Origin of the sequence: Pseudarthrobacter sp. PS3-L1, from assembly GCF_030063285.1 — a bacterium.
In the GTDB taxonomy this organism is placed as follows: Bacteria; Actinomycetota; Actinomycetes; order Actinomycetales; family Micrococcaceae; genus Arthrobacter.
In genome coordinates, this window is record NZ_JASISU010000006.1 from 12,346 (window position 1) to 36,635 (window position 24,290).

The 24,290-nt window shown below is 62.5% G+C and carries 24 protein-coding genes; 19 read left to right on the forward strand and 5 right to left on the reverse strand.

What is annotated here, in order from left to right; all coding sequences use genetic code 11:
* Positions 1-21: 21 nt before the first annotated feature.
* Together QMG79_RS15140 and QMG79_RS15145 are read right to left on the reverse strand one after the other, a co-directional pair.
* The gene (locus QMG79_RS15140) at positions 22-1,041 is read right to left on the reverse strand and encodes an aminoglycoside phosphotransferase family protein (protein ID WP_283539539.1); all 1,020 of its coding nucleotides are present in this window, start codon (positions 1,039-1,041) and stop codon (positions 22-24) included.
* A 97-nt stretch (positions 1,042-1,138) separates the two neighbouring features.
* The gene (locus QMG79_RS15145) at positions 1,139-2,287 is read right to left on the reverse strand and encodes a DUF4439 domain-containing protein (RefSeq protein ID WP_283539454.1); all 1,149 of its coding nucleotides are present in this window, start codon (positions 2,285-2,287) and stop codon (positions 1,139-1,141) included.
* A gap of 139 nt (positions 2,288-2,426) precedes the next feature.
* Here QMG79_RS15145 and rimP point away from each other — a divergent pair, with 139 nt between their 5' ends.
* From rimP to rbfA, 5 genes are all read left to right on the forward strand, one after another.
* Positions 2,427-3,044 carry a ribosome maturation factor RimP gene (gene rimP, locus QMG79_RS15150; protein WP_283539455.1) on the forward strand — a complete coding sequence of 206 codons (618 nt, stop codon included), beginning with the start codon at positions 2,427-2,429 and terminating at the stop codon, positions 3,042-3,044.
* On the forward strand, positions 3,044-4,024 hold the full coding sequence (nusA, locus tag QMG79_RS15155; protein ID WP_283539456.1) for a transcription termination factor NusA: 981 nt from the start codon (positions 3,044-3,046) through the stop codon (positions 4,022-4,024). Before rimP ends, nusA begins: the two co-directional genes overlap by 1 nt.
* A 215-nt stretch (positions 4,025-4,239) precedes the next feature.
* On the forward strand, positions 4,240-4,569 hold the full coding sequence (locus QMG79_RS15160) for a YlxR family protein (RefSeq protein ID WP_283539457.1): 330 nt from the start codon (positions 4,240-4,242) through the stop codon (positions 4,567-4,569).
* Between the two features lie 171 nt (positions 4,570-4,740).
* Entirely contained in the window at positions 4,741-7,596 is a 2,856-nt protein-coding gene (infB, locus tag QMG79_RS15165) for a translation initiation factor IF-2 (protein WP_283539458.1), read from the forward strand.
* A 235-nt stretch (positions 7,597-7,831) separates the two neighbouring features.
* Positions 7,832-8,269: a 30S ribosome-binding factor RbfA gene (gene rbfA, locus QMG79_RS15170; RefSeq protein ID WP_283539459.1), complete on the forward strand. Its 438-nt coding sequence runs from the start codon at positions 7,832-7,834 to the stop codon at positions 8,267-8,269.
* Positions 8,270-8,372: 103 nt separating this feature from the next.
* Here rbfA and QMG79_RS15175 read toward each other — a convergent pair whose 3' ends face one another.
* Positions 8,373-9,545, reverse strand: a complete 1,173-nt coding sequence (locus QMG79_RS15175; RefSeq protein WP_283539460.1) for a pyridoxal phosphate-dependent aminotransferase — start codon at positions 9,543-9,545, stop codon at positions 8,373-8,375.
* A 60-nt stretch (positions 9,546-9,605) separates the two neighbouring features.
* Here QMG79_RS15175 and truB point away from each other — a divergent pair, with 60 nt between their 5' ends.
* The 7 genes from truB to QMG79_RS15210 all read left to right on the forward strand — a co-directional run bounded on the left by truB (position 9,606) and on the right by QMG79_RS15210 (position 16,933).
* Complete coding sequence (gene truB / locus QMG79_RS15180; protein ID WP_283539461.1) at positions 9,606-10,517, forward strand: tRNA pseudouridine(55) synthase TruB; 912 nt, start codon at positions 9,606-9,608, stop codon at positions 10,515-10,517.
* A 2-nt stretch (positions 10,518-10,519) separates the two neighbouring features.
* Positions 10,520-10,873, forward strand: coding sequence for a hypothetical protein (locus QMG79_RS15185; RefSeq protein ID WP_283539462.1), 354 nt, complete (start codon positions 10,520-10,522; stop codon positions 10,871-10,873).
* 19 nt (positions 10,874-10,892) lie between these two features.
* The gene (locus QMG79_RS15190; RefSeq protein WP_283539463.1) at positions 10,893-11,375 is read left to right on the forward strand and encodes a hypothetical protein; all 483 of its coding nucleotides are present in this window, start codon (positions 10,893-10,895) and stop codon (positions 11,373-11,375) included.
* Positions 11,376-11,473: 98 nt separating this feature from the next.
* The gene (locus QMG79_RS15195) at positions 11,474-12,463 is read left to right on the forward strand and encodes a bifunctional riboflavin kinase/FAD synthetase (protein ID WP_283539464.1); all 990 of its coding nucleotides are present in this window, start codon (positions 11,474-11,476) and stop codon (positions 12,461-12,463) included.
* Between the two features lie 231 nt (positions 12,464-12,694).
* On the forward strand, positions 12,695-12,964 hold the full coding sequence (gene rpsO, locus QMG79_RS15200) for a 30S ribosomal protein S15 (RefSeq protein WP_283539465.1): 270 nt from the start codon (positions 12,695-12,697) through the stop codon (positions 12,962-12,964).
* Positions 12,965-13,225: 261 nt separating this feature from the next.
* Positions 13,226-15,469: a polyribonucleotide nucleotidyltransferase gene (locus QMG79_RS15205; protein WP_283539540.1), complete on the forward strand. Its 2,244-nt coding sequence runs from the start codon at positions 13,226-13,228 to the stop codon at positions 15,467-15,469.
* A 120-nt stretch (positions 15,470-15,589) separates the two neighbouring features.
* Positions 15,590-16,933 carry a M16 family metallopeptidase gene (locus QMG79_RS15210; protein WP_283539466.1) on the forward strand — a complete coding sequence of 448 codons (1,344 nt, stop codon included), beginning with the start codon at positions 15,590-15,592 and terminating at the stop codon, positions 16,931-16,933.
* Positions 16,934-16,999: 66 nt separating this feature from the next.
* Here QMG79_RS15210 and QMG79_RS15215 read toward each other — a convergent pair whose 3' ends face one another.
* On the reverse strand, positions 17,000-17,266 hold the full coding sequence (locus QMG79_RS15215) for a MoaD/ThiS family protein (protein WP_283539467.1): 267 nt from the start codon (positions 17,264-17,266) through the stop codon (positions 17,000-17,002).
* A 3-nt stretch (positions 17,267-17,269) separates the two neighbouring features.
* Positions 17,270-18,424, reverse strand: a complete 1,155-nt coding sequence (gene moaA / locus QMG79_RS15220) for a GTP 3',8-cyclase MoaA (RefSeq protein ID WP_283539468.1) — start codon at positions 18,422-18,424, stop codon at positions 17,270-17,272.
* A 78-nt stretch (positions 18,425-18,502) separates the two neighbouring features.
* Here moaA and QMG79_RS15225 point away from each other — a divergent pair, with 78 nt between their 5' ends.
* The 7 genes from QMG79_RS15225 to QMG79_RS15255 all read left to right on the forward strand — a co-directional run bounded on the left by QMG79_RS15225 (position 18,503) and on the right by QMG79_RS15255 (position 24,267).
* Positions 18,503-20,098, forward strand: a complete 1,596-nt coding sequence (locus tag QMG79_RS15225) for a molybdopterin-dependent oxidoreductase (RefSeq protein WP_283539469.1) — start codon at positions 18,503-18,505, stop codon at positions 20,096-20,098.
* Positions 20,099-20,118: 20 nt separating this feature from the next.
* Positions 20,119-21,348, forward strand: a complete 1,230-nt coding sequence (locus QMG79_RS15230; RefSeq protein WP_283539470.1) for a molybdopterin molybdotransferase MoeA — start codon at positions 20,119-20,121, stop codon at positions 21,346-21,348.
* Positions 21,336-21,830 carry a cyclic pyranopterin monophosphate synthase MoaC gene (gene moaC / locus QMG79_RS15235; RefSeq protein ID WP_283539471.1) on the forward strand — a complete coding sequence of 165 codons (495 nt, stop codon included), beginning with the start codon at positions 21,336-21,338 and terminating at the stop codon, positions 21,828-21,830. The genes QMG79_RS15230 and moaC overlap by 13 nt, the downstream gene beginning before the upstream one ends.
* Positions 21,831-21,988: 158 nt before the next feature.
* Complete coding sequence (locus QMG79_RS15240; protein WP_283539541.1) at positions 21,989-22,447, forward strand: MogA/MoaB family molybdenum cofactor biosynthesis protein; 459 nt, start codon at positions 21,989-21,991, stop codon at positions 22,445-22,447.
* Positions 22,437-22,916, forward strand: a complete 480-nt coding sequence (locus tag QMG79_RS15245; RefSeq protein ID WP_283539472.1) for a molybdenum cofactor biosynthesis protein MoaE — start codon at positions 22,437-22,439, stop codon at positions 22,914-22,916. Before QMG79_RS15240 ends, QMG79_RS15245 begins: the two co-directional genes overlap by 11 nt.
* Positions 22,917-23,032: 116 nt before the next feature.
* A complete protein-coding gene (gene dapB, locus QMG79_RS15250; RefSeq protein WP_283539473.1) occupies positions 23,033-23,791 on the forward strand; it encodes a 4-hydroxy-tetrahydrodipicolinate reductase in 759 nt (252 codons plus the stop codon).
* A gap of 2 nt (positions 23,792-23,793) precedes the next feature.
* On the forward strand, positions 23,794-24,267 hold the full coding sequence (locus QMG79_RS15255) for a hypothetical protein (protein ID WP_283539474.1): 474 nt from the start codon (positions 23,794-23,796) through the stop codon (positions 24,265-24,267).
* The last annotated feature ends 23 nt before the right edge of the window (positions 24,268-24,290 follow it).

Consider the following 24,290-nt stretch of genomic DNA (forward strand, 5'->3'; position numbering starts at 1 on the left):
CCCACGGCCGTTGTGAGCGCCTCAGCGGCGTGCGGTCGACGAGCCGGGTGCCGACAGCTGATGAGGGTGGGGGAGCCCGGGAAGCGCCCGCCCGGCCAGCGTGCTGGCAACCCAGAGTGAACGCTGCAAATCCGACGACAAAGCGGGATCGGCTGCGTAGCTGAGTGCGTTGTCCACTTCCCGAACTATTGACCAGGCCCGGGCACGATCCGCATCGAGTCCTGCCGCGGCACAGAAAACGGTCACGCGGTCGAGGACGGCACGCTCCGGATTCCGCGCCGGGTAGTCCTGGAGCCTGTTCCACAGCACGGGGGCGACAGCGAATTCAGCCTCACCAATCATGGGCTGCGGATCTATTGCAAGCGCTTTATCCCAACCATCGCCCAAGGGCGCAACAATGTTGCGGAAGTGCAGGTCCGTATGCACCAGAACGTCCCGACCCGAACGCCTCCCGACGGCTCCGCGTGTCTGGCAGACCTCCAGCGCCGCCTCCAGGAGCCACCGCGGGAACGGGCGTCCCAAGTCCTCCCACGATGCTGGTAACTCATCGGTCCATTGTTCGGCCCGGGCCGCAATATGTTCAAAGTCCGCCCATTCGGGACGTTCGCCTTGTTCAATGCTGATCCGGCGCACTACTGAGCCCCACACCTCTATGGCAGTAGGGAATGGCGCCTCCTGCAGGGACCGATCTCCGTCGAGTCGTTCCAGCAGTAGCGTTGCCGATTGTGGATCAGCAGCAAGCAGCCGGACTGCTCCGAGGCCGTCCCAGAGCGCCAGGGCGTGATGTTCAAGAAGGACCTCCGGGTAGGGGTAGGCGATCTTGAGCGCTGTTCGGATTCCGTTGTGCAGCACCGGAAAGACCAGGGCGCAGTGCCCGCTCCAGGGTTCAGCGCCGCGGGGAAGATCTAGGTCGAGTGACCAGCGGTCCATAGCGACAGAGAGTAGCGCCGGGAGGGAATCCAACCAGGCTCGGTGTGGTGCCGTTCGTGAGTAACGATGACGGAACGCGGCTGGGATTGGCACCCGGAGCCCCGCCCTCATGTGGTCAGCAACCCGACGTCGGACGATCCACTGCATAGCAGGCGCCCGGTCCGCTTGGCGGCCGGTGGCAACGCTGACAAAACCCTCCCGCAGGACCTCATTTGCGCCCCACATCGCGGCGGATGGAATCCTGAGCGTCGCCGGTAAAACCGGGAAGTTCCTCAGGTGTCGAACCCCAGGACTGCGCCCTGTCTGCAGCGGCGAAGAGCGCCGCGGTGGCCCATTGACGCAATGGAGCCTCACTTGTTCCGATCAGATCCCCCAGTGCAGGCAAGCCCGCATTTTCCATTGCACCAAGGCTTGCCGCGGGAACGGCAATGGCGCTCGGGTCCAGGGCATATCCGGCCCTTGGGGCCGGCAGGGATACACAGTGCGCTGATCCCAGGCCGGTGGCATCCTGAAGCAATGCCTCATGACTGCCCAGATAGCTTTCGGCAATAGCAGCGATGGGAACCGGCAGACGTGGCAAGGCGACCTGATAGGTGTAGACAGCGGCCTGAGCCTGTTCCACAACGGCGGCCAGGGAGGTGCTCAGCGTCGCTCCGGGGGCGGCGCCATCGGCAGTCTCCTCCGCTGCCGAACTGGCGCTGGATTCCCCGGATGCAGGGCAGGAACTAGGGCTATCGAGTTCCTGGCCGATAGGAGATGCTGCTGGCGAGACAGCAGCGGGGCGTCCGGGAGCAGTCGCTCCGGAGCTTCGAGCCAGCGATTCCGCAGCCAGCTGCTGGGCCACCCCGGCTGCTGCGAGCATTCTGGCAGTTCCGGGATCTGCGCGAACAGCATCGTCCAGTCTCCTGTTGGCACTTTGGGTGAGTGCCGTCACCAGCGACTCAGTGCTAGCACCCGAATCGGCAGCAGTGACCGCCCCGGGAGCATCAGCCAGCGGTACGGGACCGGACGGCGCGGCAGTAGCTGTTGGCGCCCCCGACGGGCCAGTGGGCACCGGGACACTGGCGGTAGTAACCGGCGCAGGTTCTCCGTCGCGTCGCAGCGCGCCAACGTGGAGAGTCAGCAACGTCACAAGGGCTTCTGCCCGGCCGTTCTCAGCGTCATCTCCGTGCTTGGCGCCCTGCACCCGGATGGCCAATTCCAAAAGGTCCTGTGCGTCTGTGGCGGCATCGAGTCTGGCCAGCTCGGAACCTGTTGGCACGGGCGGCGGCGGGGGATTCCGCACAGTTACTGTGGCGCCCAAGAGCAGCACCGAAACGGTAAGCAGAGCGGCGCTGACGCCCCGAAAAATTGCCACCGAACCCCGATCTCCTCCGCGCTTGTCATTCACAACACACCATGCTGCCATGCACAACGGCCCGTTTTGTGCACCAGGTGGCCAGGAAAATCGTTACGCTAGTAGCTACAACAACATCTAGCGGAAGGCGGCCGGCATCGTGAACAATGCAGAAGCCACGGCTTCATCGGAACCTACCGGAACGGGTGGGGCAGACGCCGCACCCGCTGATACCCAGAATGCCTTACGGCTCCGGTCACTCCTTGAGCCCCCAGTCAGTGCCAACGGGCTATACCTCGAGGACATCAGCCTTCACGTTTCTGGCAGCAGCAAGGTCGTCCACGTCGTGGTGGACCTTCCCCAGGAAGAAACAGGCGGCGTAAGCCTCGATCAAATTGCCGAGATCTCGCGCGTCCTGGGTGACGTCCTGGACGAGGATCCGGTCTCGGCCAGTCAACCCTACGACCTTGAGGTCTCCTCCCCGGGAGTCTCTCGACTCCTGACCGAGCCTCGGCACTGGTACCGGGCACGGGGGCGCATGGTCAGGGTCAATGTCATGGAGGGCGAAAAATTCACAGGGCGGCTTACCGATGTCACGGACACCAGCGTCACGCTGACCCCTGAGATTCCGGTTAAAAAAGGCATGAAGCCCAAGCAGGGCAGCCCTGTCACACTCCCCTTCGGCGGGATCCGTAATGGAAAAGTCGAGATCGAATTCAGCCACCTCCCTGAGGCCGGTCTGGAAAATGAGCACAACGGACCCTCTGAGGAGGCCTGATGGATATTGACATGAGCGCGCTGAGAATTCTGGAGCGCGAACGCGAGATTCCACTGGATCTCCTGATTCCGGCCATCGAGCAGGCCTTGTTGGTGGCGTACCACAAGTCGCCCGGTGCCTTCGAGAGCGCGCGCGCCGAACTGGACCGCAAGACAGGTCATGTGACCATCTGGGCAGTCGAGATTGACGACGACGGCGCCCCGATCGGTGAGTTCGAGGACACGCCCACAGGATTTGGGCGCATTGCGGCAAGCACGGCACGCCAGATCATCCTGCAGCGCCTCCGCGATGTTGAGGACGACAACGTCATTGGCGAGTTCAAAGGTCGCGAGGGTGAGCTTGTCGCGGGTCAGATCCAACAGGGCACCAACCCCTACATGATCCAGGTAAACCTGGGAGCCGTGGAGGCACTCCTGCCGCCGCCCGAACAGGTTCCGGGCGAAAAGTACCTTCACGGACACCGCCTTCGCGCATTCGTCGTGGATGTCCGCCGCGGTACCAAGGGCCCGTCCATCACACTGTCTAGGTCGCACCCCGGGCTGGTCCGGAAACTCTTCGAACTGGAGGTTCCAGAAATTGCCGATAACTCCGTCGAAATTGTGGCGCTGGCCCGTGAGGCCGGACACCGCACCAAGATGGCAGTCAAGGCAAACATCCCCGGGGTCAATGCCAAGGGTGCCTGCATCGGCGAGATGGGCAGCCGTGTGCGCGCCGTCATGACCGAGCTGAACGACGAGAAGATCGACATCGTTGATTTCAGCGAGGATCCAGCGGCGTTTATTGCCAGCGCGCTCTCGCCCTCACGCGTGAACTCAGTCACGATTGTCGACGAAGCCGCACGCTCCGCCCGCGTTGTTGTTCCCGACTACCAGCTGTCACTGGCCATCGGAAAAGAGGGCCAGAACGCCCGGCTTGCCGCAAAGCTGACCGGCTGGCGAATCGACATTGTCTCGGATGCCGCACCGGCTCGCGAGTCCTGACAGCCGCTGGAGTCCATCCTGTTCACGGCCGGTTGCGGAACCTTCCGCAACCGGCCGTGCCACGCTCCATGGTTCGGCCACACCGCCCCCCAGGGGCTAGAATGGAATATGACCGTGCCCCCGGGCCGGTGTCCGCGTGCCTGCCGCACGTCGTCCAGGGTGTGACTACCGTGGTTCAGATGGTGGCATGCACCCGCTGTGTACGTAGGAAGTTGATGAACGTGGTCCCACTGAGTGCGGATGCCCATCAGCCCCAGCGCACCTGCATCGGATGCCGTAAGCAGGGGTACCGGTCAGAGCTGGTCCGGCTGGTGGCCTCAGGCAGTGATTTGCACACTGTACTGGTGGACACACGTCGCCGGATGGCCGGCAGGGGTGCATGGCTGCACCTCAACGCATCGTGTCTGTCGCTGGCGGTAAAGCGTCGCGCTTTCGGAAGGGCCCTGCGGGGTGCCTCTGAGATCACCGACGTTGAACGCCATTTCGTGGCAGGCATCGACTCTGCGGACGTTTCGACGCCCGCGGTTCACAATCGTCCAACCTGAAAGCGGGTCAGAAATCTGATGGAAACCCGATGAGTTCCCACCGATGAGCGCGTAACGATGACAACTTTGTTGCGCTCTGCAATGGGCCTGTACGCTGCATCCGCAGCGGGGGCCCGTATCAAGAAGTAGACGGTTCGTGCCTGGCTCGGTGCGGACCGAGACAGGAGAAATGTGGCCAAGGTCCGCGTACACGAGCTCGCCAAAGAGCTCGGTATCACTTCCAAAGATGCAGTGTCCAAACTGCAGGAACTGGGCGAATTCGTTCGTTCCGCGTCCTCAACAATTGAGGCGCCCGTTGTGCGCAAGCTGCGCAACGCCTATCCAGATGCAGCCCCAGCGAAGGCAGCCCCGGCCGCCGCGCCCAAGGCTCCAGCGCCCGCATCAGAGACCAAGCGTGCACCCGCACCCGGTCCGGCGGCGCCCAAGGCACCGGCTCCCGCTGCTAAGGCAGAAGCCCCTGCTGCTCCGGTAGCGCCGGCTGCTACCACCCCCCAGGCCGAGGCACCGGCTGCCCCAGCTGCACCCTCACCAGGTGCCAAGCCAGGCGCACGTCCGGCACCCAAGGCTGAAACGCCTGCTGCTCCGGCGCGCTCCGGCGCGTCGGCACCCCGACCGGGCGGCCCCCGCCCCGGCAACAATCCCTTTGCTACGTCACAGGGCATGCCCCGTGGCCGTGGGGGCGATGGCGACCGCGCTTCCCGCCCTGGAAATAACCCGTTTGCACCTTCCCAGGGCATGCCCCGCTCCGGCGGACGTCCCGAAGGGGATCGTCCAGGTGGCCCCCGTCCGGCAGCAGGCACTGGCGGGCCGCGTCCAGGCGCACCCCGTCCGGCCGCTGCAGGAGCCGGTGGACCCCGTCCTGGCGCTCCTCGCCCCGCAGGGCCTCGCCCGGCAGGTGCTGGCGGCAACCGCCCCACGCCAGGAATGATGCCAAACCGTACTGAGCGTCCCGCGCCTGCAAGCGCTGGGCGTCCGGGTGGCGGCGCACGTGGGCCAGGGCGCCCAGGTGCTCCCGGAACCGGCGGACCAGGTGCCGGTGGCGGCGCTCCCGCAGGCGGCGGGTTCGGCAAGGGTGGCCGCGGTCGCGGTGGCACCCAGGGTGCCTTCGGTAAGGGCGGTGCAGGCCGCGGAAAGCAGCGAAAGTCCAAGCGCGCAAAGCGTCAGGAACTCGAGCAGATGAGTGCTCCGTCGTTGGGTGGCGTTAGCGTACCCCGCGGTGATGGCAACACCATTGTGCGACTCCGTCGCGGTTCATCCATCACGGACTTCGCCGACAAGATCGAGGCGAACCCGGCAGCGCTTGTGACAGTTCTCTTCCACCTCGGTGAGATGGCGACTGCCACCCAGTCCTTGGATGAAGAAACGTTCGCACTACTTGGCGAAGAGCTGGGATACAAGCTCCAGGTTGTTTCCCCCGAGGATGAAGAGCGTGAACTGCTCTCCACCTTCGATATTGACTTCGATGCAGAACTTGAGGCCGAAGGCGACGACGACCTTGAGGCCCGGCCTCCAGTTGTCACTGTCATGGGCCACGTGGACCACGGTAAAACCCGCCTCCTTGATGCCATCCGCAAGTCGGATGTCATGGCTGGCGAACACGGTGGCATCACGCAGCACATTGGTGCGTACCAGGTCTCGCACATGCACGAAGACATTGACCGGAAGATTACCTTCATTGATACCCCGGGTCACGAGGCGTTCACCGCCATGCGTGCACGTGGTGCGAAGGTCACTGACATCGCCATCCTGGTTGTCGCAGCAGATGACGGGGTTATGCCCCAGACCGTTGAGGCGCTCAACCACGCACAGGCAGCCAATGTCCCGATCGTCGTTGCAGTGAACAAGATCGACAAGGAAGGCGCCAATCCTGAAAAGGTTCGCGGCCAGCTCACTGAGTACGGCCTTGTTCCTGAGGAATACGGCGGCGACACAATGTTTGTCGAGGTTTCTGCCCGCCAGAACCTCAACATCGATGAACTACTTGAGGCTGTTCTGCTCACCGCAGACGCTGCCCTCGACATGCGTGCCAACCCGAACAAGGACGCCCGCGGTATCGCCATCGAAGCAAACCTGGACAAGGGCCGCGGTTCCGTGGCCACGGTCCTGGTACAGTCCGGCTCCCTGCGGGTGGGCGATACCATCGTCGCTGGCACGGCGCACGGCCGCGTCCGTGCAATGTTCGACGACGACGGCAGCGCGCTGACCGAGGCTGGCCCGTCCCGCCCCGTCCAGGTGCTGGGTCTTTCCAACGTCCCACGTGCAGGCGATACGTTCTTCGTGACGGCTGACGAGCGCACAGCCCGCCAGATCGCCGAGAAGCGCGAAGCAGCAGACCGCAACGCTGCGCTGGCCAAGCGACGCAAGCGCATCAGCCTGGAAGACTTCGACCAGGCCGTTGCCGACGGCAAGATCGACACCCTTAACCTCATCCTCAAGGGTGATGTATCAGGTGCCGTGGAAGCTCTTGAGGATGCACTCCTCAAGATCGACGTCGGTGAAGGCGTGCAGTTGCGGGTCATCCACCGCGGCGTGGGTGCCATCACCCAGAACGACGTCAACCTGGCAACAGTGGACAGCGCCGTCATCATCGGCTTCAACGTCAAGCCCGCCGAGCGAGTTGCTGAACTGGCAGACCGCGAAGGCGTGGACATGCGCTTCTACTCCGTCATCTACGCAGCAATTGATGACATTGAGCTGGCCCTCAAGGGCATGCTCAAGCCGGAGTACGAGGAAGTCCAGCTGGGCACCGCAGAGGTCCGTGAAGTGTTCAGGTCTTCCAAGTTCGGCAACATTGCTGGCTCGATCGTTCGCTCCGGTATCATCCGGCGTAACGCGAAGGCACGCATCAGCCGAGACGGCAAGATCATCGGCGAGAACCTCACCGTTGAGACGCTCAAGCGTTTCAAGGACGACGCAACCGAGGTCCGGACGGACTTCGAGTGTGGTATCGGCCTTGGTTCGTTCAACGACATCAACGAGGGTGACACCATCGAGACCTTCGAGATGCGCGAAAAGCCGCGCGTCTAAGGTGTTGTCCAGGGGCGGGGCCGTCGGATTTTTCGGCGGTCCCGCCCCTACGCCGGGCGGCAATGGATCTTGGATCCAGTGCCGCCCGGCTTCGGCAGGCCCGATGCCACTCCCAGGCCGCCGGCGAAATCCCAGTGGAGTCCGTCGTTGACTCCCCGTAGTGCGTGGCAGAAAACTGAAACGATCGACCCCGCCCACCAGGCGCCGTCGTACATCCAAATTTTTAGGAGTGGAAATGGCTGATCCCGCACGGGCTGCCAAGTTGGCGCAGCGTATCAAGGTTGTTGTTGCCGAAGCCCTAGGCCGGAGGGTCAAGGATCCCCGGCTCGAGGGAATCACCATCACTGATGCCCGCGTGACGAACGACCTCCAGCACGCCACGCTGTACTACACGGTGCTGGGCGACCAGGAGCTCCAGGACGATGCTGCCAAGGGGCTTGAGAAGGCCAAGGGCGTGCTGCGTCAGGAAGTGGGCCGCAACGTGACTGTCCGCCTCACTCCGACCCTGGAGTTCGTCGCTGACCGGATCCCTGAAGTTGCGTCCAACCTTGAGGAACTGCTCCGTGAGGCCCGACGTCGGGATGCGGAAGTAGCCGCCCTGGCCGAAACAGCCAAGCACGCGGGTGACGCCGACCCATACAAGAGCGCTGACGAAGAAGACGACGAGAAATAGGACGTCCGCTGGGAGGGAAGCCCGGATGGCCAGAAGATTTTCTGGCCATCCGGGCTTTGCCTTATGTCCAGCCTGACTTTTCAACCCACCAGCGTTCAGCCCGTCAGCTCGCGGGTAGGCGTTGTGGCAGGCGGGAAAGACCCTCGAGAAGGTCCCGGGTGGGACCGCACAAGGCAATCCGGACCCAGCCTTCGCCAATGGAACCGAAAGCAGTTCCCGGGGCGAGCGCGACCTTCGATTCCGCAAGGAAAGTCCTGGTCCAGGTCCGGACATCGCCACCGCTGACATGGGAGACGTCCGCCCAGAGATAGAAGGCTCCCTGGGCATCGAGGAACTGGATGCCCAAAGAACGCAGGACTGCCGAAGCAGCGTCCCGGTTGGTGCGGTAGTGTTCACGCGCCTGGACGACGTAGTCCTGGGAACCCGTCAGGGCTGCCAGTGCAGCGTACTGCGAGGGAGACGCGACGCAGGACACTGTTGCCTCCATGATGTTGTTGGTCAGTTGTTCCAGTCCTGGCGGACAGATCAGGGCACCAATACGAAGGCCTGTCAGTCCGTAGGTCTTCGACAGCGTCAGTGAGGTGAATACCCGGGCTTCCCCGGGTACGTCGCTGTCGAACGCGGCTGGGCTTACATGGGGCACATCAAACGTGAAAGCTTCATAGCAGTCATCCGCGATGATCCAGAGGTCATGACGACGCGCAAGATCTACCAGTTCCTCAGTTCGTTGTGCGCTGAGGACCGCACCCAGGGGATTGGATGGGGAGTTCAGCACCAGCACTCGGGTGCGGTCGCCGATGAGTCTCTCCACATCCTCTATCTGGGGCTCGAAGTCCTGTTCCGGGTAGAGCGGATACTCCACCGGAACTGCCTGCAGCAGTCGCCCAGTCATGGCAAAGGTCGGGTACCCCGGATTGGGGATCAGGATTTCGTCGCCTGGCCCGAGCAGCAGGCTCATGGCCAGATGCAGTCCCTGTTGGGCTCCAGCAACAATATGGACCCTGTCCGCAGCCACAGCGGGCGCCCCCGGACCGCTGCGCTCCCGCTGCCTCGCTGCGAAGGCCTCCCGCAGGGCAGGTAGTCCGGCGTTGGGCGTGTAGTTCGTCTCATCGCGGTCCAGGCACGCAATTCCGGCATCCAGGATGTGCCGGGGGAGCGGGAAGCCCGGTTCGCCAATCGACAGGACGATGGCACCAGGGGTATTCCAGGCTGCTTCGGTGATCTCCCGGATCTGATTCGCGGGAACTGAACTGATATGTGCGGCGAGCTCTGGCATGACAGCCATCCTAACTGTCACCGTCTCAACTACCTGAGCTCTCCAGATATACTCGGAAGCGTGCTTTCTGGACTGGTGATAGTGGACAAACCGCAAGGATGGACCAGCCATGATGTGGTGGGTCGGATGCGGCGGCTCTCGGGCACCCGAAAAGTGGGTCATGCAGGGACGTTGGATCCCATGGCAACCGGTGTCCTGGTCATTGGTATCAACAAGGCCACACGCCTCCTGACCTATATTGTGGGTACCTCCAAGACCTACACGGCCACGATTCGCCTTGGCCAGTCCACCATTACCGATGACGCTGAGGGTGAGGTCACCTCAACCCTGAGTGTGGGGGGAGTGCTGGACAAGGCAATCCACGATGGTGTCGCAGTCCTCCGGGGCCCCATCTTGCAGGTGCCCAGCAGCGTCAGCGCTATAAAAGTCAACGGTGAACGCGCCTACGCCCGCGTGCGATCGGGTGAGGACGTTAAGTTGGCGCCGCGCCCCGTCACGATCCATCGCTTCGACGTGCATGACATCCGCCGCGACGCTGGCCTGGATGTGGTCGATCTTGATGTCACAGTCGAGTGCTCCTCAGGAACCTATATCCGCGCGCTTGCCCGTGATCTTGGGACGGCACTTGGCGTAGGGGGTCATCTAACTGCGCTCCGCCGGACCCGGGTGGGACCCTATTCCCTTGATCAGGCCCGAACGCTGGAGCAGTTGGCCGAGGAACTCACTGTCCTTGATATCTCCGACGCTGCCCGTGCCCTGATGCCAAACCGCGAACTGACGGAGGAGGAATCCACGGAAATTTCCTTTGGGAGGCGGATTGCTGCTGGCCCTACCGAGGTTCAGGCCACCGCGGAGGCGCCGGCAGCAGCCTTTGGTCCCGATGGGAACCTGGTGGCACTCCTTGCTGACAGCGGTAACTCCGCAAAGCCCGTGCTGGTCTTCGCACCCGACAACGAACGGCGCACCAGCTAGGTATGGACGCATATTTTTACATCATCCTTGGTGTTGGGCTGCTCTCGACGATCATCTGCCTTACTGCTGGGCTGCTGAAAAAAGCTCCCAATGACACCACAATCCTCTCCGTTGCGGCGGTGGAAGTTGCTCTGCTTGTTTATCTTGTGGGGTCAGTTATCCGTGTCATTGCTGGTGAGAATATTGCGGGGGAGGCATGGGAGTTCTGGGGTTACTTGGCAACAGCTTTGCTGCTGCCTCCCATTGCTGTGTACTGGTCCATTCTGGAACGGACACGGTGGAGCAATTTTGTCCTGGCCGCCGTCGGGGTTACCGCTGTGGTCATGGCCGCGCGGATGAATCAAATCTGGTACTGAAGTGGAAGAAGGTCCTCGCATGAGCCCACGGCCCATTGATCCGGCCAGCGACGCTACCGCTGACAAGCCTCGTAACACCCGCAATACGGGCCCCGGCAGGCTTCTCATCGCCGTCTATGCCGTTTTTGCGATTTCCGCCACAGCACGCGCCGGGTACCAGATCCTTACCAAGTTCGGCGAGGCGCCGCTGGCGTATACCCTTTCGGCCTTCGCCGCTGTGGTCTACATTATTGCGACGGTCTCACTGTCCAAACCTGGCGTTACCTGGTTCAAAGTCTCCGTAGCGGCACTCGTGGTGGAACTTGTTGGCGTACTGGTGGTGGGTGCCCTCAGTGTGTTCGATGCGGTGAACTTCCCGCACCAAACCGTCTGGTCACTGTTCGGGCGAGGCTACGGTTTCATTCCACTGCTGCTTCCCATCCTGGGACTGATTTGGCTCTACCGGCGTCGTCCCAGTGCCGTCCACCGGGCGCCCGCAGGAACCCAGGACACTGCGCCGTAGACAATTCTGGCTGCTGCGTGAATGCGGGTAACCTTAGATAGTCCCGGAACCGGTTGGCTTCCAGGGGCACGTCAAAAAAGTCGTTAGAGGCGAGGGTGATGGTCCACATCTGGAACGATCCGTCTGAGGTCCCAGTGGACTTTGGGCCATCGGTTGTGACATTCGGAAACTTCGATGGTGTCCACAGGGGACACCAGCAGGTGCTTTCCCAAGTCATCCGGACTGCCAAACGCAACCGCGCCAAAGCCGTGGCAGTGACATTCGATCCGCATCCGTCAGTGATTCATCGACCGGACTCGGCTCCGGAACTCATCATGGGCCAGCAGGATAAGCTCCAGGCAATGTCGGCCCTGGGTATCGACGGCATCTTGGTGCTCAGATATTCGCTGGATCTGGCGCAGCTCACCCCTGAGGAATTTGTTGACAGTATCCTTGTTGGTTCCCTGCATGCCGAGCATGTCGTGGTGGGCCATGATGCGCGGTTCGGTCGGAACAATAGCGGCGACCTCGACACCATGAAAGAGCTAGGACTGCGCCTCGGATTCGAAGTCCAGGTGATCAGCGAGTTTGGTTCAGAGGGGTACCCGCTGCACGCCGGGGGTGGGGATAGTCGTCGATGTTCCTCCACCTGGATCCGTGAAGCCTTGCAAGACGGCGACGTTGCCACTGCCGCGTCTGTCCTTGGCAGGTCCCATCACATGCGCGGGGAAGTCGTCCACGGTGCGGCACGCGGCCGGGAACTGGGCTTTCCTACGGCGAACCTATCGGCCGGTGCTACCGGGCTGATCCCAGCTGATGGTATCTATGCCGGCTGGCTTGTAGACCAGGCGGGTACACGCTGGCCTGCTGCGATATCCGTTGGATCGAATCCCACGTTTGAGGGCGTCAGTCGACAGGTCGAAGCCCATGTGATTGACAGGCCGGACGAGGCCGTGGAGGAGTTTGACCTCTATGGGCAGAACGTGTTGGTGGAGTTCGTGGCACGGCTCCGAGGCATGGTTGCCTACACCGGTCCCGAGGCGTTGATTGAGCAGATGAGACTTGATGTGGCACAAACGCGCGAGTTGTTGCTCACTGCAGCGACCTAAGCGCTTCTCGACGCGACTCAACTCCCTGGCTTGACGGGCTGAGGGTCCGATCACACTGGCAGGGCGTGTTTCGACAAGATCACGGGCGTGCCGGTAAGCTCGGGAGTGGAATCGGCTGCAGTCCGTGGTGGCTGGTTCCTGTTGTGCAGCACGAATCCGATGATTTGGCAGCCAACGCACCCGGCAGTGACCTACTGAATCGGGCCTCACGGCACATCTCAAGGAGTTATTGTGGCACTTGACGCCGCTGTAAAGCAGTCCATCATCAAGGATTTCGCAACATCCGAGGGCGACACTGGTTCACCCGAGGTCCAGGTTGCAGTCCTGACCCAGCGGATCAAGGATCTGACTGAGCACATGAAGGAGCACAAGCACGATTACCACACCCAGCGCGGTCTGCTGGGCATGGTTGGTCGTCGTAAGCGCATGCTTGGCTACCTCAAGAACACTGACATTGCCCGCTACCGTGCGCTCATCGAGCGCCTCGGCCTGCGCCGCTAGTCAGACTTTCGGAAACGGCCCGTCCTCTCTGGGGCCGGGTCGTTTCCTGTACTGAAAATTCCATAGGAGGATCAACCGCATCACGCATTCGCGGTCCTCGGTAGTGATTCCCGGGAACGGTGTCGACGGTCTTCGAGGACCGTGCACGCCGGCCCGTGGGTCTCGATCGATGACCGGGTGCAGTGCAGGACAGTAGACAGATGCTGGCCTGGGTTGATGCGGCTGGACTCCCGTTACCCAAAGGAAACGGAGGTGACTCTCTTGGAGGGTCCCGAAATCCAGTTCTCAGAAGCCGTCATTGACAATGGCCGCTTCGGCAAGCGTGTAATCCGCTTTGAAACAGGCCGTCTTGCCAAGCAGGCAGCCGGCGCCGCCATGGTCTACATTGACGATGACACAGCACTTCTCTCCGCCACCACCGCAGGCAAGCACCCGCGCGAAGGCTTCGACTTCTTCCCCCTGACGGTGGATGTTGAAGAGCGCATGTACGCCGCAGGCCGTATCCCGGGCTCGTTCTTCCGTCGCGAGGGCCGTCCCTCCACCGAAGCAATCCTTGCCTGCCGCCTCATGGACCGCCCGCTGCGCCCAGCCTTTGTCAAGGGCCTGCGCAACGAAGTCCAGATTGTGGTGACAGTTCTCGCCATCAATCCTGACGAGCTCTACGACGTTGTGGCAATCAATGCTTCGTCCATGTCCACCCAGCTCTCCGGCCTCCCGTTCTCCGGCCCCATCGGTGGCGTGCGCGTGGCACTGGTCGCAGATGAGCACGGTTCCCAGTGGGTTGCTTTCCCGAAGCACTCACAGCTGGAAAACTCCGTGTTCAACATGGTCGTTGCCGGCCGCGTTGCAGGCGATGACGTCGCCATCATGATGGTTGAGGCGGAAGCGACTGACAACTCCTGGAACCTCATCAAGGAGCAGGGCGCCACCGCTCCCACGGAAGAAGTTGTTTCTGAGGGCCTGGAAGCTGCCAAGCCGTTCATCAAGGCACTCTGCGACGCGCAGGCTGACTTGGCTGCACGGGCTGCAAAGCCCACTGTCGAGTTCCCCGTCTTCCTTGACTACCAGGACGACGTCTACTCGGCCGTTGAGTCCGCCGCAGCTGACAAGCTGGCCGCGGTCTTCCAGATCTCGGACAAGCAGGACCGTGACAACGCTTCTGACCAGCTCAAGGATGAGGTCACCTCATCACTGGCCGGGCAGTTTGAAGGCCGCGAAAAGGAACTTTCTGCTGCTTTCCGCGCGGTCACCAAGCACGTCGTGCGCCAGCGCATCCTGAAGGACCAGGTCCGCATTGACGGCCGCGGCCTGACCGACATCCGCCAGCTCACCGCCGAGGTCGAGGTTCTTCCTCGCGTCCACGGATCGGCGATCTTCGAGCGCGGCGAGACCCAGATCATGGGTGTCACCACGCTGAACATGCTCAAGATGGAACAGCAGATCGACTCGCTGTCACCCGTCACGCGCAAGCGCTACATGCACAACTACAATTTCCCGCCCTACTCAACCGGTGAGACCGGTCGCGTCGGTTCGCCCAAGCGCCGTGAAATTGGCCACGGCGCCCTGGCAGAACGTGCACTCGTGCCCGTGTTGCCCTCACGCGAGGAATTCCCCTACGCCATCCGTCAGGTATCTGAGGCACTCAGCTCGAACGGTTCCACGTCGATGGGTTCAGTCTGCGCATCGACGCTGTCGATGCTCAACGCTGGCGTTCCGCTCAAGGCGCCCGTCGCGGGTATCGCCATGGGCCTCGTTTCCGATGAGGTAGACGGCCAGACCCGCTACGCGGCCCTCACCGATATCCTTGGAGCCGAAGACGCTTTTGGTGACATGGACTTCAAGGTTGCAGGTACTTCTGAGTTCGTCACAGCCATCCAGCTGGACACCAAGCTCGATGGGATTCCGGCTTCAGTCCTGGCAGCAGCACTGAAGCAGGCGCGCGAAGCCCGCCTGCATATCCTCGAGGTTCTCAACTCTGCAATCGATACACCGGACGAGCTCTCAGAGTTCGCCCCGCGGGTCATTGCCGTGAAGATCCCCGTAGACAAGATCGGCGAGGTCATTGGGCCAAAGGGCAAAATGATCAACCAGATCCAGGAAGACACAGGTGCTGACATCTCCATCGAAGATGACGGCACTGTCTACATTGGTGCAACCAACGGACCATCTGCCGACGCAGCCCGGTCCGCCATCAACGCCATAGCGAACCCGCAGGTTCCGGAAATCGGCGAGCGTTACCTTGGTACGGTCGTCAAGACCACTACGTTCGGTGCGTTTGTGTCGTTGACCCCGGGCAAGGACGGCCTCCTGCACATCTCGGAGCTGCGCAAGCTCGCCAATGGTAAGCGCGTGGACAACGTTGATGATGTTGTCTCGGTGGGCCAGAAGGTCCAGGTCGAGATCACCAAGATCGATGACCGCGGAAAGCTCTCGCTTTCGCCAGTGGTTGCTGACGAGGATGGCGCTTCCGACGCCGCCGCGCCGGCTGAAGGTGCTGATTCCTAGGAGTCGCACCGGGACAGTGACTATCGCTGCCCTCTGAAATGGCGGGACCGGTGGATCATCCACCGGTCCCGCCGCTGTCACCAAGGCATCCGTCACCGGCTGCCGCTCTGAAAGGCCCCAATGACTGTCGTGCCCCTGCCCCTCGCGCAAACCCGGACTGACGAAACGCTGGTCCACGGTGTTGACGGCGGCGCCCAGGTGAGGCGTTCCGTCCTCCCCGGCGGCGTGCGTGTTTTGACTGAATCAATGCCCGGGCAACGCTCGGCGACGATCGGTTTTTGGGTGGGAGTAGGTTCCCGCGACGAGGCGGATGGTCAGCACGGTTCAACACACTTCCTGGAACATCTGCTTTTTAAGGGCACCCAAAAGCGAACAGCACTCGACATTGCGTCAGCCTTTGACGAGGTCGGTGGTGAGTCCAATGCGGCTACAGCGAAAGAGAGCACGTGCTACTTCGCCCGGGTCCTCGACACAGATCTCCCTATGGCAATCGACGTCATTGCCGACATGGTCTCCGGTGCTGTCCTCGATCAGGAGGAGCTGGAGCAGGAACGTGATGTGATCCTCGAGGAAATCGCAATGGACAGCGATGACCCCACGGATGTAGCCCATGAGCACTTTGTCGCATCGGTCCTGGGCCGTCACCCCCTGGGACGTCCCATCGGCGGTACGCCGGATGCCATCATGGCCGTGTCGCGCGAGTCTGTGCAGGACCATTACCGGCGCTACTATCGCCCCGAGGAATTGGTCGTCACCGCGGCTGGTGGCCTCGACCACAACGTTGTCTGTGGCCTTGTCATGAATGCCCTGCAGGCCGCCGGCTGGGAACTTTCGCCCGAGGCCGCTCCGGTACCACGCCGTTCCACCGACCCTGCTGTCATCACTGGTACCGCCGGCCTGCACGTCGTGAAGCGAGCAGTGGAGCAGGCCAACATCATTATGGGCTGCCCATCAATCGTTGCCACCGACGGCAGGCGTTTTGTCATGAGCGTCCTGAATGCGGTCCTTGGCGGTGGCATGTCCTCCCGGCTCTTCCAGGAGATTCGGGAAAAGCGCGGCCTCGTGTATTCGACCTACTCTTTCGCCTCTTCCTATGCTGACGCCGGGTACTTTGGAATGTACGCTGGCTGCTCACCGTCAAAGGTTCCCCAGGTCCTAGCGCTGCTGGGTGCCGAGCTGGACAAGCTTGCCGACCAGGGAATCAGCGACGAGGAACTGCGGAAAGCTGTTGGTCAGCTCAGTGGTGGAATAGTCCTGGCGCTGGAGGACACCGGGTCGCGCATGTCCCGACTGGGCCGGGCGGAGCTCGTTGCGGGGGAGTACCAGGACATCGATGAGACGCTTCGCCTCATCAACGCTGTGACGGCCGCCGAGGTTCAAGAGCTCGCCCGGGAGCTCGCTGCGGCACCGCGCACGGTAACGGTGGTTGGGCCGTTCGACGAGACTGAGACGTTCGCCCTCTAAGGCATTCCTACCGGACAGCCGGCGGCCGGTGGTCCCAACGCCGGTGGCTGTCCGGGACTGCGTGGCTCAGCCGCCGGCGAAGGGCGGCAGCACGTCCACTACGTCAGCGGGGCCAACAAGGGCTGAGTGATCTCTGATTGCCACGCCATTGAGCAGGAAGCTGCTCCTTGAAAAGACGCGCTCTAGCGGCGGAGTGCCGGCTGGAACCGCCGAGCGCGACACCGACAGGGCCGCGGAGATCACATCGGCTAGGGTGGCGGGTTCAGCGAGCGTGAGGGTTTCTTCCTCGGAACCAGCTGCAGCCTTCGCGGCAGCGAAGTAACGCACCATCATTGCTCAGCCGCCAATCGCGCTCATGCTGCGCTCTGGCTGCACGAAGTCCGGCGCATCCAGGCCCACGTGGTCCATGCCGTGCGCTTTCGGCTTGATCCACATCGCATCCTGCCACCGACCTGCCAGCTCCTCGTCGCTTGCGCCGGAGCGCAGGAGGCCCAGGAGGTCAAACTCTTCGCGGGAGAAAAGGCAGCTCATGATTTTTCCCTCTGCCGTGATGCGGGTGCGCCGGCAATCGGCACAGAACGGTTCCGTCACGGAGGCGATAATCCCGACGGTACCCAGCAGTTCGCCCGTGGCGGATTCCGTTCCGTGCCCCGTTGTTCCTGCCACCCGGCGGCGAACCTCAAACCGTTCAGCGGGTGCTCCGTCGCGCGCCCGCGGGTCGGAGCTTAGGACGTATTCGGTGCTGAGGAGCTTTCTAATGTCTGCTGCAGTGATCATGTCGCTACGCGTCCAACCGTGATCGGCGTCGAGCGGCATCTGTTCAATGAACCGCAGTTCATAGCTTTTTGACAGCGCCCACGTCAGGAGGTCGACGGCGGAGGTGTCGTTGATTCCTCGCATCAGGACAGCGTTGATTTTTACTGGTCCCAGCCCGGCATCCCACGCAGCATCAATTCCGGTCAGGACCCGGTTGAGGAACGGGCGCCGGGTCAGCTTGGTAAAGGTTTCTTCGTGCAGCGAGTCGAGTGAGACATTGATCCGTGTCAGGCCGGCGGCCTTGAGCGCTGCCGCTTTCTTGTCGAGTCCTACACCGTTGGTGGTCATGGAGATCGGGAGGTCAGGATGGTTGCGGCGAATGGCACCAACGATGTCCAGGAGGTCCGCACGCACAAGGGGTTCGCCACCCGTGAGTCGAAGTTCCCGCACCCCAAGGTGGTCAACGCCGATCCTGACTATTCGCTCAATCTCTGCAGCATTCATCACGGCCTGCTTTGAAAGCCATTCAAGTCCTTCTGCAGGCATGCAGTAGGTACAGCGGAGGTTGCACTTGTCAGTCAGGGAGAGTCGCATGTCCGTGGCGCGGCGGCCGTACCTGTCAGCCAGCCCGGCAGGCGCATACGATGGTCGTGCTGGTGGAACTCCTGGTGTGGTGGCCGCTTCAGCAGCCCCCGCGGTGTCCCGGGGTTTGGGCATGCCCAATTCAACGCTCATACCCTCAGGCTACGCCACCCCACCTCGGCAAACAGCGGTGGCCGGACTCTTCCCAGACAACGAACCTATGCTTGAGGGGTGAATATAGCGCAGCAGGACAGGCCAGGTCGCGGGCAAAGATGGGCGGCGGCTTCAGGTATTGTCGCGGCGGGTTTCGCTGCAGGCGCAGGGGAACTCCTCGCCGGGATCGTCAGCCCATCCGTTTCGCCCGTGACAGCTGTGGGCGGGGCGGTGATCGATGCTGTCCCCGGGCCCGTCAAAGACTGGGCAATCTCCTTGTTCGGCACCGGCGACAAGGCTGCGCTGTTGGTGAGCATGGGACTTGTCATGGCTGCCGTGGCAGCGAGTGCCGGTGTTCTGGAATATCGGCGCCGGTTTGTCGGGTTCGCCATTTTTGCGGCCATGGGGCTGATTGGGTTCTTCAGTGTCCTCACCCGGGCACAGATGACGGTCGGTGCCACCTTTGTTCCGCTGATGGCCGCCGCCGTGGGCATTGCCATCCTGCGGATGCTCCTTTTGCTGCTGAAGAAAAAGGAGGCCGACGCCGCTGCTCCTGCACGTGCGGCGGACGCACAGGTCGCGGTCGATGCTGTCCGTCCACCAGCGTCCCGGCGACGGTTCCTGCAGGCTTTCTGGATTACCACCGCTGTCACTGCCGTTGGTGGAACGTTCGCTGCCCTCTGGCGCGGAGCCTCAGCAGCCGTCGCCGAACGTCGTGCGGGCATCACGCTCCCTGTACCGGCGTCACCCGCCCCCGCAATCCCGACGGGTGCAGCGCTCACTGTGCCCGGTATCACCCCGCTTGTGGTGCCAAACGATGATTTTTACCGGATTGACACGGCGCTCTCTGTTCCGGCGCTCGACCCCGATACGTGGCGGCTCCGGGTGACAGGCATGGTTGAACGTGAGGTGGAAGTGGATCTGGCGACCATTCTCGCCAAGCCCCTGCTGGAACGCCATGTCACTATAGCCTGCGTGTCCAACAACGTCGGTGGTGACCTGATTGGCAATGCCAAGTGGTTGGGCTGGCCCATCAGGGAATTGCTGGCCGAAGCCGGACCACTGGACGGCGCTGACATGGTGCTTTCCCGTAGTTCCGACGGCTGGACCGCTGGCACGCCGCTGAGCTCGCTCACAGATGACCGCGATGCCCTCCTGGCCGTGGGCATGAACGGCGAGCCGTTGCCACTGGAGCATGGGTTCCCTGCACGCCTCATTGTGCCAGGGCTGTTTGGTTACGTGTCCGCTACCAAATGGGTTGTGGAACTCAAAGTCACCAGGTTCAGTGACGATGTCGCCTACTGGACCACCCGAGGCTGGTCCGAGCGCGGCCCGGTCAAGCTCTCGTCCAGGATTGACGTTCCAGCACTCCGCAAGAGTGTCTCCGCCGGGACTGTGGCCGTGGCGGGCGTGGCCTGGTCACAGCACACGGGCGTCAGTGCCGTGGACGTGCGGATCAATCGAGGAGACTGGCAGCCGGCAGAGCTGGCTCCGGCGATTTCCAAAGACACGTGGGTTCAGTGGCAGGCGTCCCTCGACCTCTCGCCCGGCAGCTACGAGCTGCAGGTGCGCGCCACGGACCGCAACGGAGTCCAACAGGTGGAGGAAACAGCGCCTGTGGTTCCGGACGGCTCCACTGGATTCCACACCATTACAGTGGACGTACAGCAGTAGCCCACTGACGGAAGGCCACCATGGCGCAGCACTCTCACCAGCACGCATCGGCAGCGGCCGTGGTGGACCACCGAGCCCGAGTGAGGGCCATGCTGGAGCCGCTCCTCAGACGACAACCCGAGACGGTTTCCCTCACTGATGCGCTGGGTCGTGGGCTAGCTGAAGACGTCCAAGCGCCGCTGAGCCTGCCGCCGTTTGCCAACTCGCAGATGGATGGGTTTGCCGTACGGAGCGCTGACCTGGCAGACGGCGGTGCGGAACTGGAGGTGGCCGCGCCGATCCCGGCGGGTGCCATGCCAGCGAGGCTACTGGCCGGGACTGCGGCGCCCATCATGACAGGCGCGGTGCTTCCGGAAGGTGCTGACGCCGTCGTCCCGATTGAACGCGCTACCCCGGATTCCTTCCCTGCCCCTGGCAGTGCTGTGACAGTCAGGCTTCCGGCTACGCCGGTGGGCATGTACGTCCGTCATGCGGGCAGCGATATTCCAGAGGGGGCCACAGGGCTGGTATCCGGTACGTTCCTGGGGGCCCGCCAACTCGGACTTCTGGCAGCCCTTGGAATACCGAGCGTCCCAGTGCACCGGCGGGTCAGGGTTCTTTTGGTCACGACGGGGGATGAAGTTGTGGCCCCAGGAGACATCTTGCCGCCGGGGAAGATCTATGACGCCAACGCCACGCTCCTCGCTGCAGCTATGCGGGAGGCGGGGCTCGATGTGCTCTCCACCGGGATTTCTAGCGATAATCCGGAACACCTGGCGCATCTGTTGAGGAGCCACCAGGACGACGTTGACCTGGTGGTGACCACCGGCGGTGTCAGCAAGGGAGCCTACGAGGTTGTCAGGCAAGCGCTTGCAGATGAGCCCGTGGAATTCCTGCACGTTGCCATGCAGCCGGGCGGTCCCCAGGGTGTTGGAACGGTGTACGGACTGCCGTTCCTTGGTTTTCCCGGAAATCCCGTCAGCTGCCTGATTTCATTTGAAATGCTCCTCCGCCCTGTCCTTGCCGACCTTTTCGGGTCTCCCCAGCCCAGGACCAGCCTGCGGGCCACACTCTCAGAGGACCTGGTCTCGCCAGACGCCAAGCATCAAATCAGGCGGGGCATTCTCAGCTCGGACGGAACCATAGCCCTTGAGGGTGGCCAGGAATCACACCTGGTCAGTGCCCTCGCCAGATCCAACGCCCTGGTCCATATCCCGGTTGGGACTGCTGTCCTGCGCCGTGGCGAGGAGGTGGAAGTATGGATGCTGTGACGACTGAGGAGAATTTTCATGGCTTGACCCACCTACGGACCGACGGGACGGCCCATATGGTCGATGTCTCGGGGAAAGCTGAGACGTCGCGGGAGGCTTCTGCTGTGGCCACGGTCCGCAGTACGGTAGAAGTCGTGTCCCTCCTTGGATCGGGAGACCTACCCAAGGGTGACGCGTTGGCTGTTGCCCGCGTAGCAGGCATCATGGCGGCAAAAAAAACTCCTGAGCTGATACCTCTGTGCCACCCCCTCCCGCTTTCGAAAGTCAGTATCGACTTCGATGTGGCTGGCGATTCCGTCACGGTTTTGGCAACCGTCCGCACGCGCGGTGTCACAGGTGTGGAGATGGAGGCGCTGACAGCTGTGAGCGTTGCTGCCCTGAGTGTTTACGACATGATCAAAGCTGTTGACAAGCATGCAGTTATTACAGATATCAAGGTCGTGGCCAAGAGCGGCGGCAAGAGCGGAGACTGGGCACTGTGAGCCACCAGCACGATTCCACCCCATCAGCAGATGCCGGCAAGAAAGCGGCGGACAAGGAATTTACTGACGACGGCGGTGCGGCGACTGCCGCAGTCCATGCGCCAGGCGCGCACAAAGCCGCTGGGCATTCGCACGGCCCCGTCGGTGGCAGGGCAGGCATTGTCATTGCGTCCACCCGGGCCGCCGCAGGGATCTACCCTGACGAAACGGGGCCCGTCATCGAGGACTGGTTGACGGAGCACGGCTTTGACCCGCAGCCGGTTGTTGTTGTGCCCGACGGAGGTGCTGTCGGCGCCGCGATCCGGGGCCTGCTGATGCTGGACCCAGCTGTCATCATCACCAGCGGCGGAACGGGCCTTAGTCCTGACGATGCCACACCTGAAATGACAGCGCCTTTCTTGGATCGGGAGATCCCGGGGATCATGGAGGAAATCCGGCGGGTAGGGGCTACCAAAACTCCCACGGCCGTGCTGAGCCGTGGCCATGCCGGAGCGGCAGGTACGACGTTCATCATCAACCTTCCCGGTTCGCCCAAGGGGGTCATGGATGGTCTCGCGGTCCTGGACCCCATCATTGACCACCTCTGCGGTCAACTGCGGGGTGGACATGGGCACTGAGCAGCCCATCAGCGTCCTGCACGCTGTGTTGAGCGCAACTGAAATTTCCGTTCAGACTGCCACTGAAGCTGTCGATTCCGCCACTGCGGGTGCGGTGGTCAGTTTCAGCGGTGTTGTGCGCAATCACGACGGCGGCAGGTCGGTGGAGCGCCTCAGCTACACGGCACATCCCTCGGCGGAGCATGTCCTTGCCGAGGTTGTGGCTGAGGTTGTGGCACGCCACAGCGACAGCTCCGGTGCGGCCGGCTCACCATCCGGGGCAGGTGGGAAGATCCGCATTTGGGCCGCCCACCGGGTCGGTCCGCTGCAGATTGGCGATGCCGCACTGGTGTGTGCGGTATCTGCTGCCCATCGTGGCCAGGCCTTTGCTGTCTGCTCCGAGCTGGTGGATCTGATCAAGGAGCGGGTTCCCATCTGGAAGGAGCAGTTTTTCACTGACGGCTCCGTCGAATGGGTTGGCGCCGGGTAAGAGCTCCCCGGCCCGCTCGGCTTGGGGTTCACTGCGCGCTCGGCATGGGTTCAGCCGGCATGGATCTGCGCATGGCCAGTGCAGGACTCAGACGTGCGCCCGGTAGGGTTGATGGCATGACTGAACAACTTCCCGTAGCCATCCTCGGTGCCGGAGGCCGCATGGGGACCGAGGCCGCAAAGGCCGTCGAAGCCGCAGCGGATCTTCGGCTCGTAGCGGCACTGGGCAGGGGAGACTCCCTGCAGATGCTAGCTGACTCAGGGGCCGCCGTCGTCGTGGATCTTACCGTTCCGGACAGCACCGAGGAGAATGTGCGCTTTGCCGTGGAACATGGGATCCACGCAGTTGTCGGAACTACAGGATGGGATACCCATAGGTTGGGGCGGCTGGACGCCCTACTCGCGGATCATCCTGGAATCGGTGTCCTCATTGCCCCCAATTTTGCGCTTGGATCGGTCTTGGCTTCGGCTTTTGCCGCGAAAGCAGCCGAATACTTTGAGTCGGTAGAGATCATTGAGTTGCACCACCCGAAGAAGGTGGACGCGCCGTCGGGCACAGCTGTCCGTACGGCGCAGCTGATCGCAGCCGCTCGATCGGCTGCCAACATCCCGGCAGGTCCTGACGGCACCCAGACAGCACTTGATGGTGCCCGTGGAAGCGATGTTGATGGCGTCAGGGTGCACAGCGTCAGGCTGCGCGGCCTTGTGGCCCACCAGGAAGTCCTCCTTGGCTCCGCTGGCGAGCAGTTGACCATCCGCCATGACTCTTTTGACCGGGCTTCCTTCATGCCTGGTGTCCTCCTGGGCGTTCGGCAGGTCATGGCGAATCCAGGGCTGACCGTTGGGCTCGACGGCTATCTGGATCTGGGGCTCTAGGGGTGGCAAACTTCCGGGACATTTTTGTTGCCAACCGGACCAAGATCTGGGTTGGTGCCGTCACCCTGCTCCTGGTGTTCTATCTGGTGGTGACACTCCAGCGTGCAGTTCTTCTGCTGTGGGACCCTGAACCGGCAGCCAGGGCAATCGGTGCGGCATACCTGGTATTGCCCGTCATCGGCGCCTGGGCTCTGATTCGCGAACTCCTGTTCGGGGCCCGGACAGAACGCATGGCGAAAATCCTAGAAGCCGAAGGCGGTTTGCCGGTGGATGATCTACCGCGCACCCCGGCTGGGCGCATTGTTCGAGAGGCTGCCGATGCGGCTTTCGGGAAATACCGCGAGGAAGCCGAGGCTGCGCCGGAGGACTGGCGTTCGTGGTTCCGCCTGAGCTGCGCCTACGACGTCGCCGGTGACCGGAAACGGGCAAGGGCCGCCATGCGTGACGCGGGCAGGATGTTTGCTGCGAAGCGCTAGGCGTTCCTGTTCCGAAGTTACTG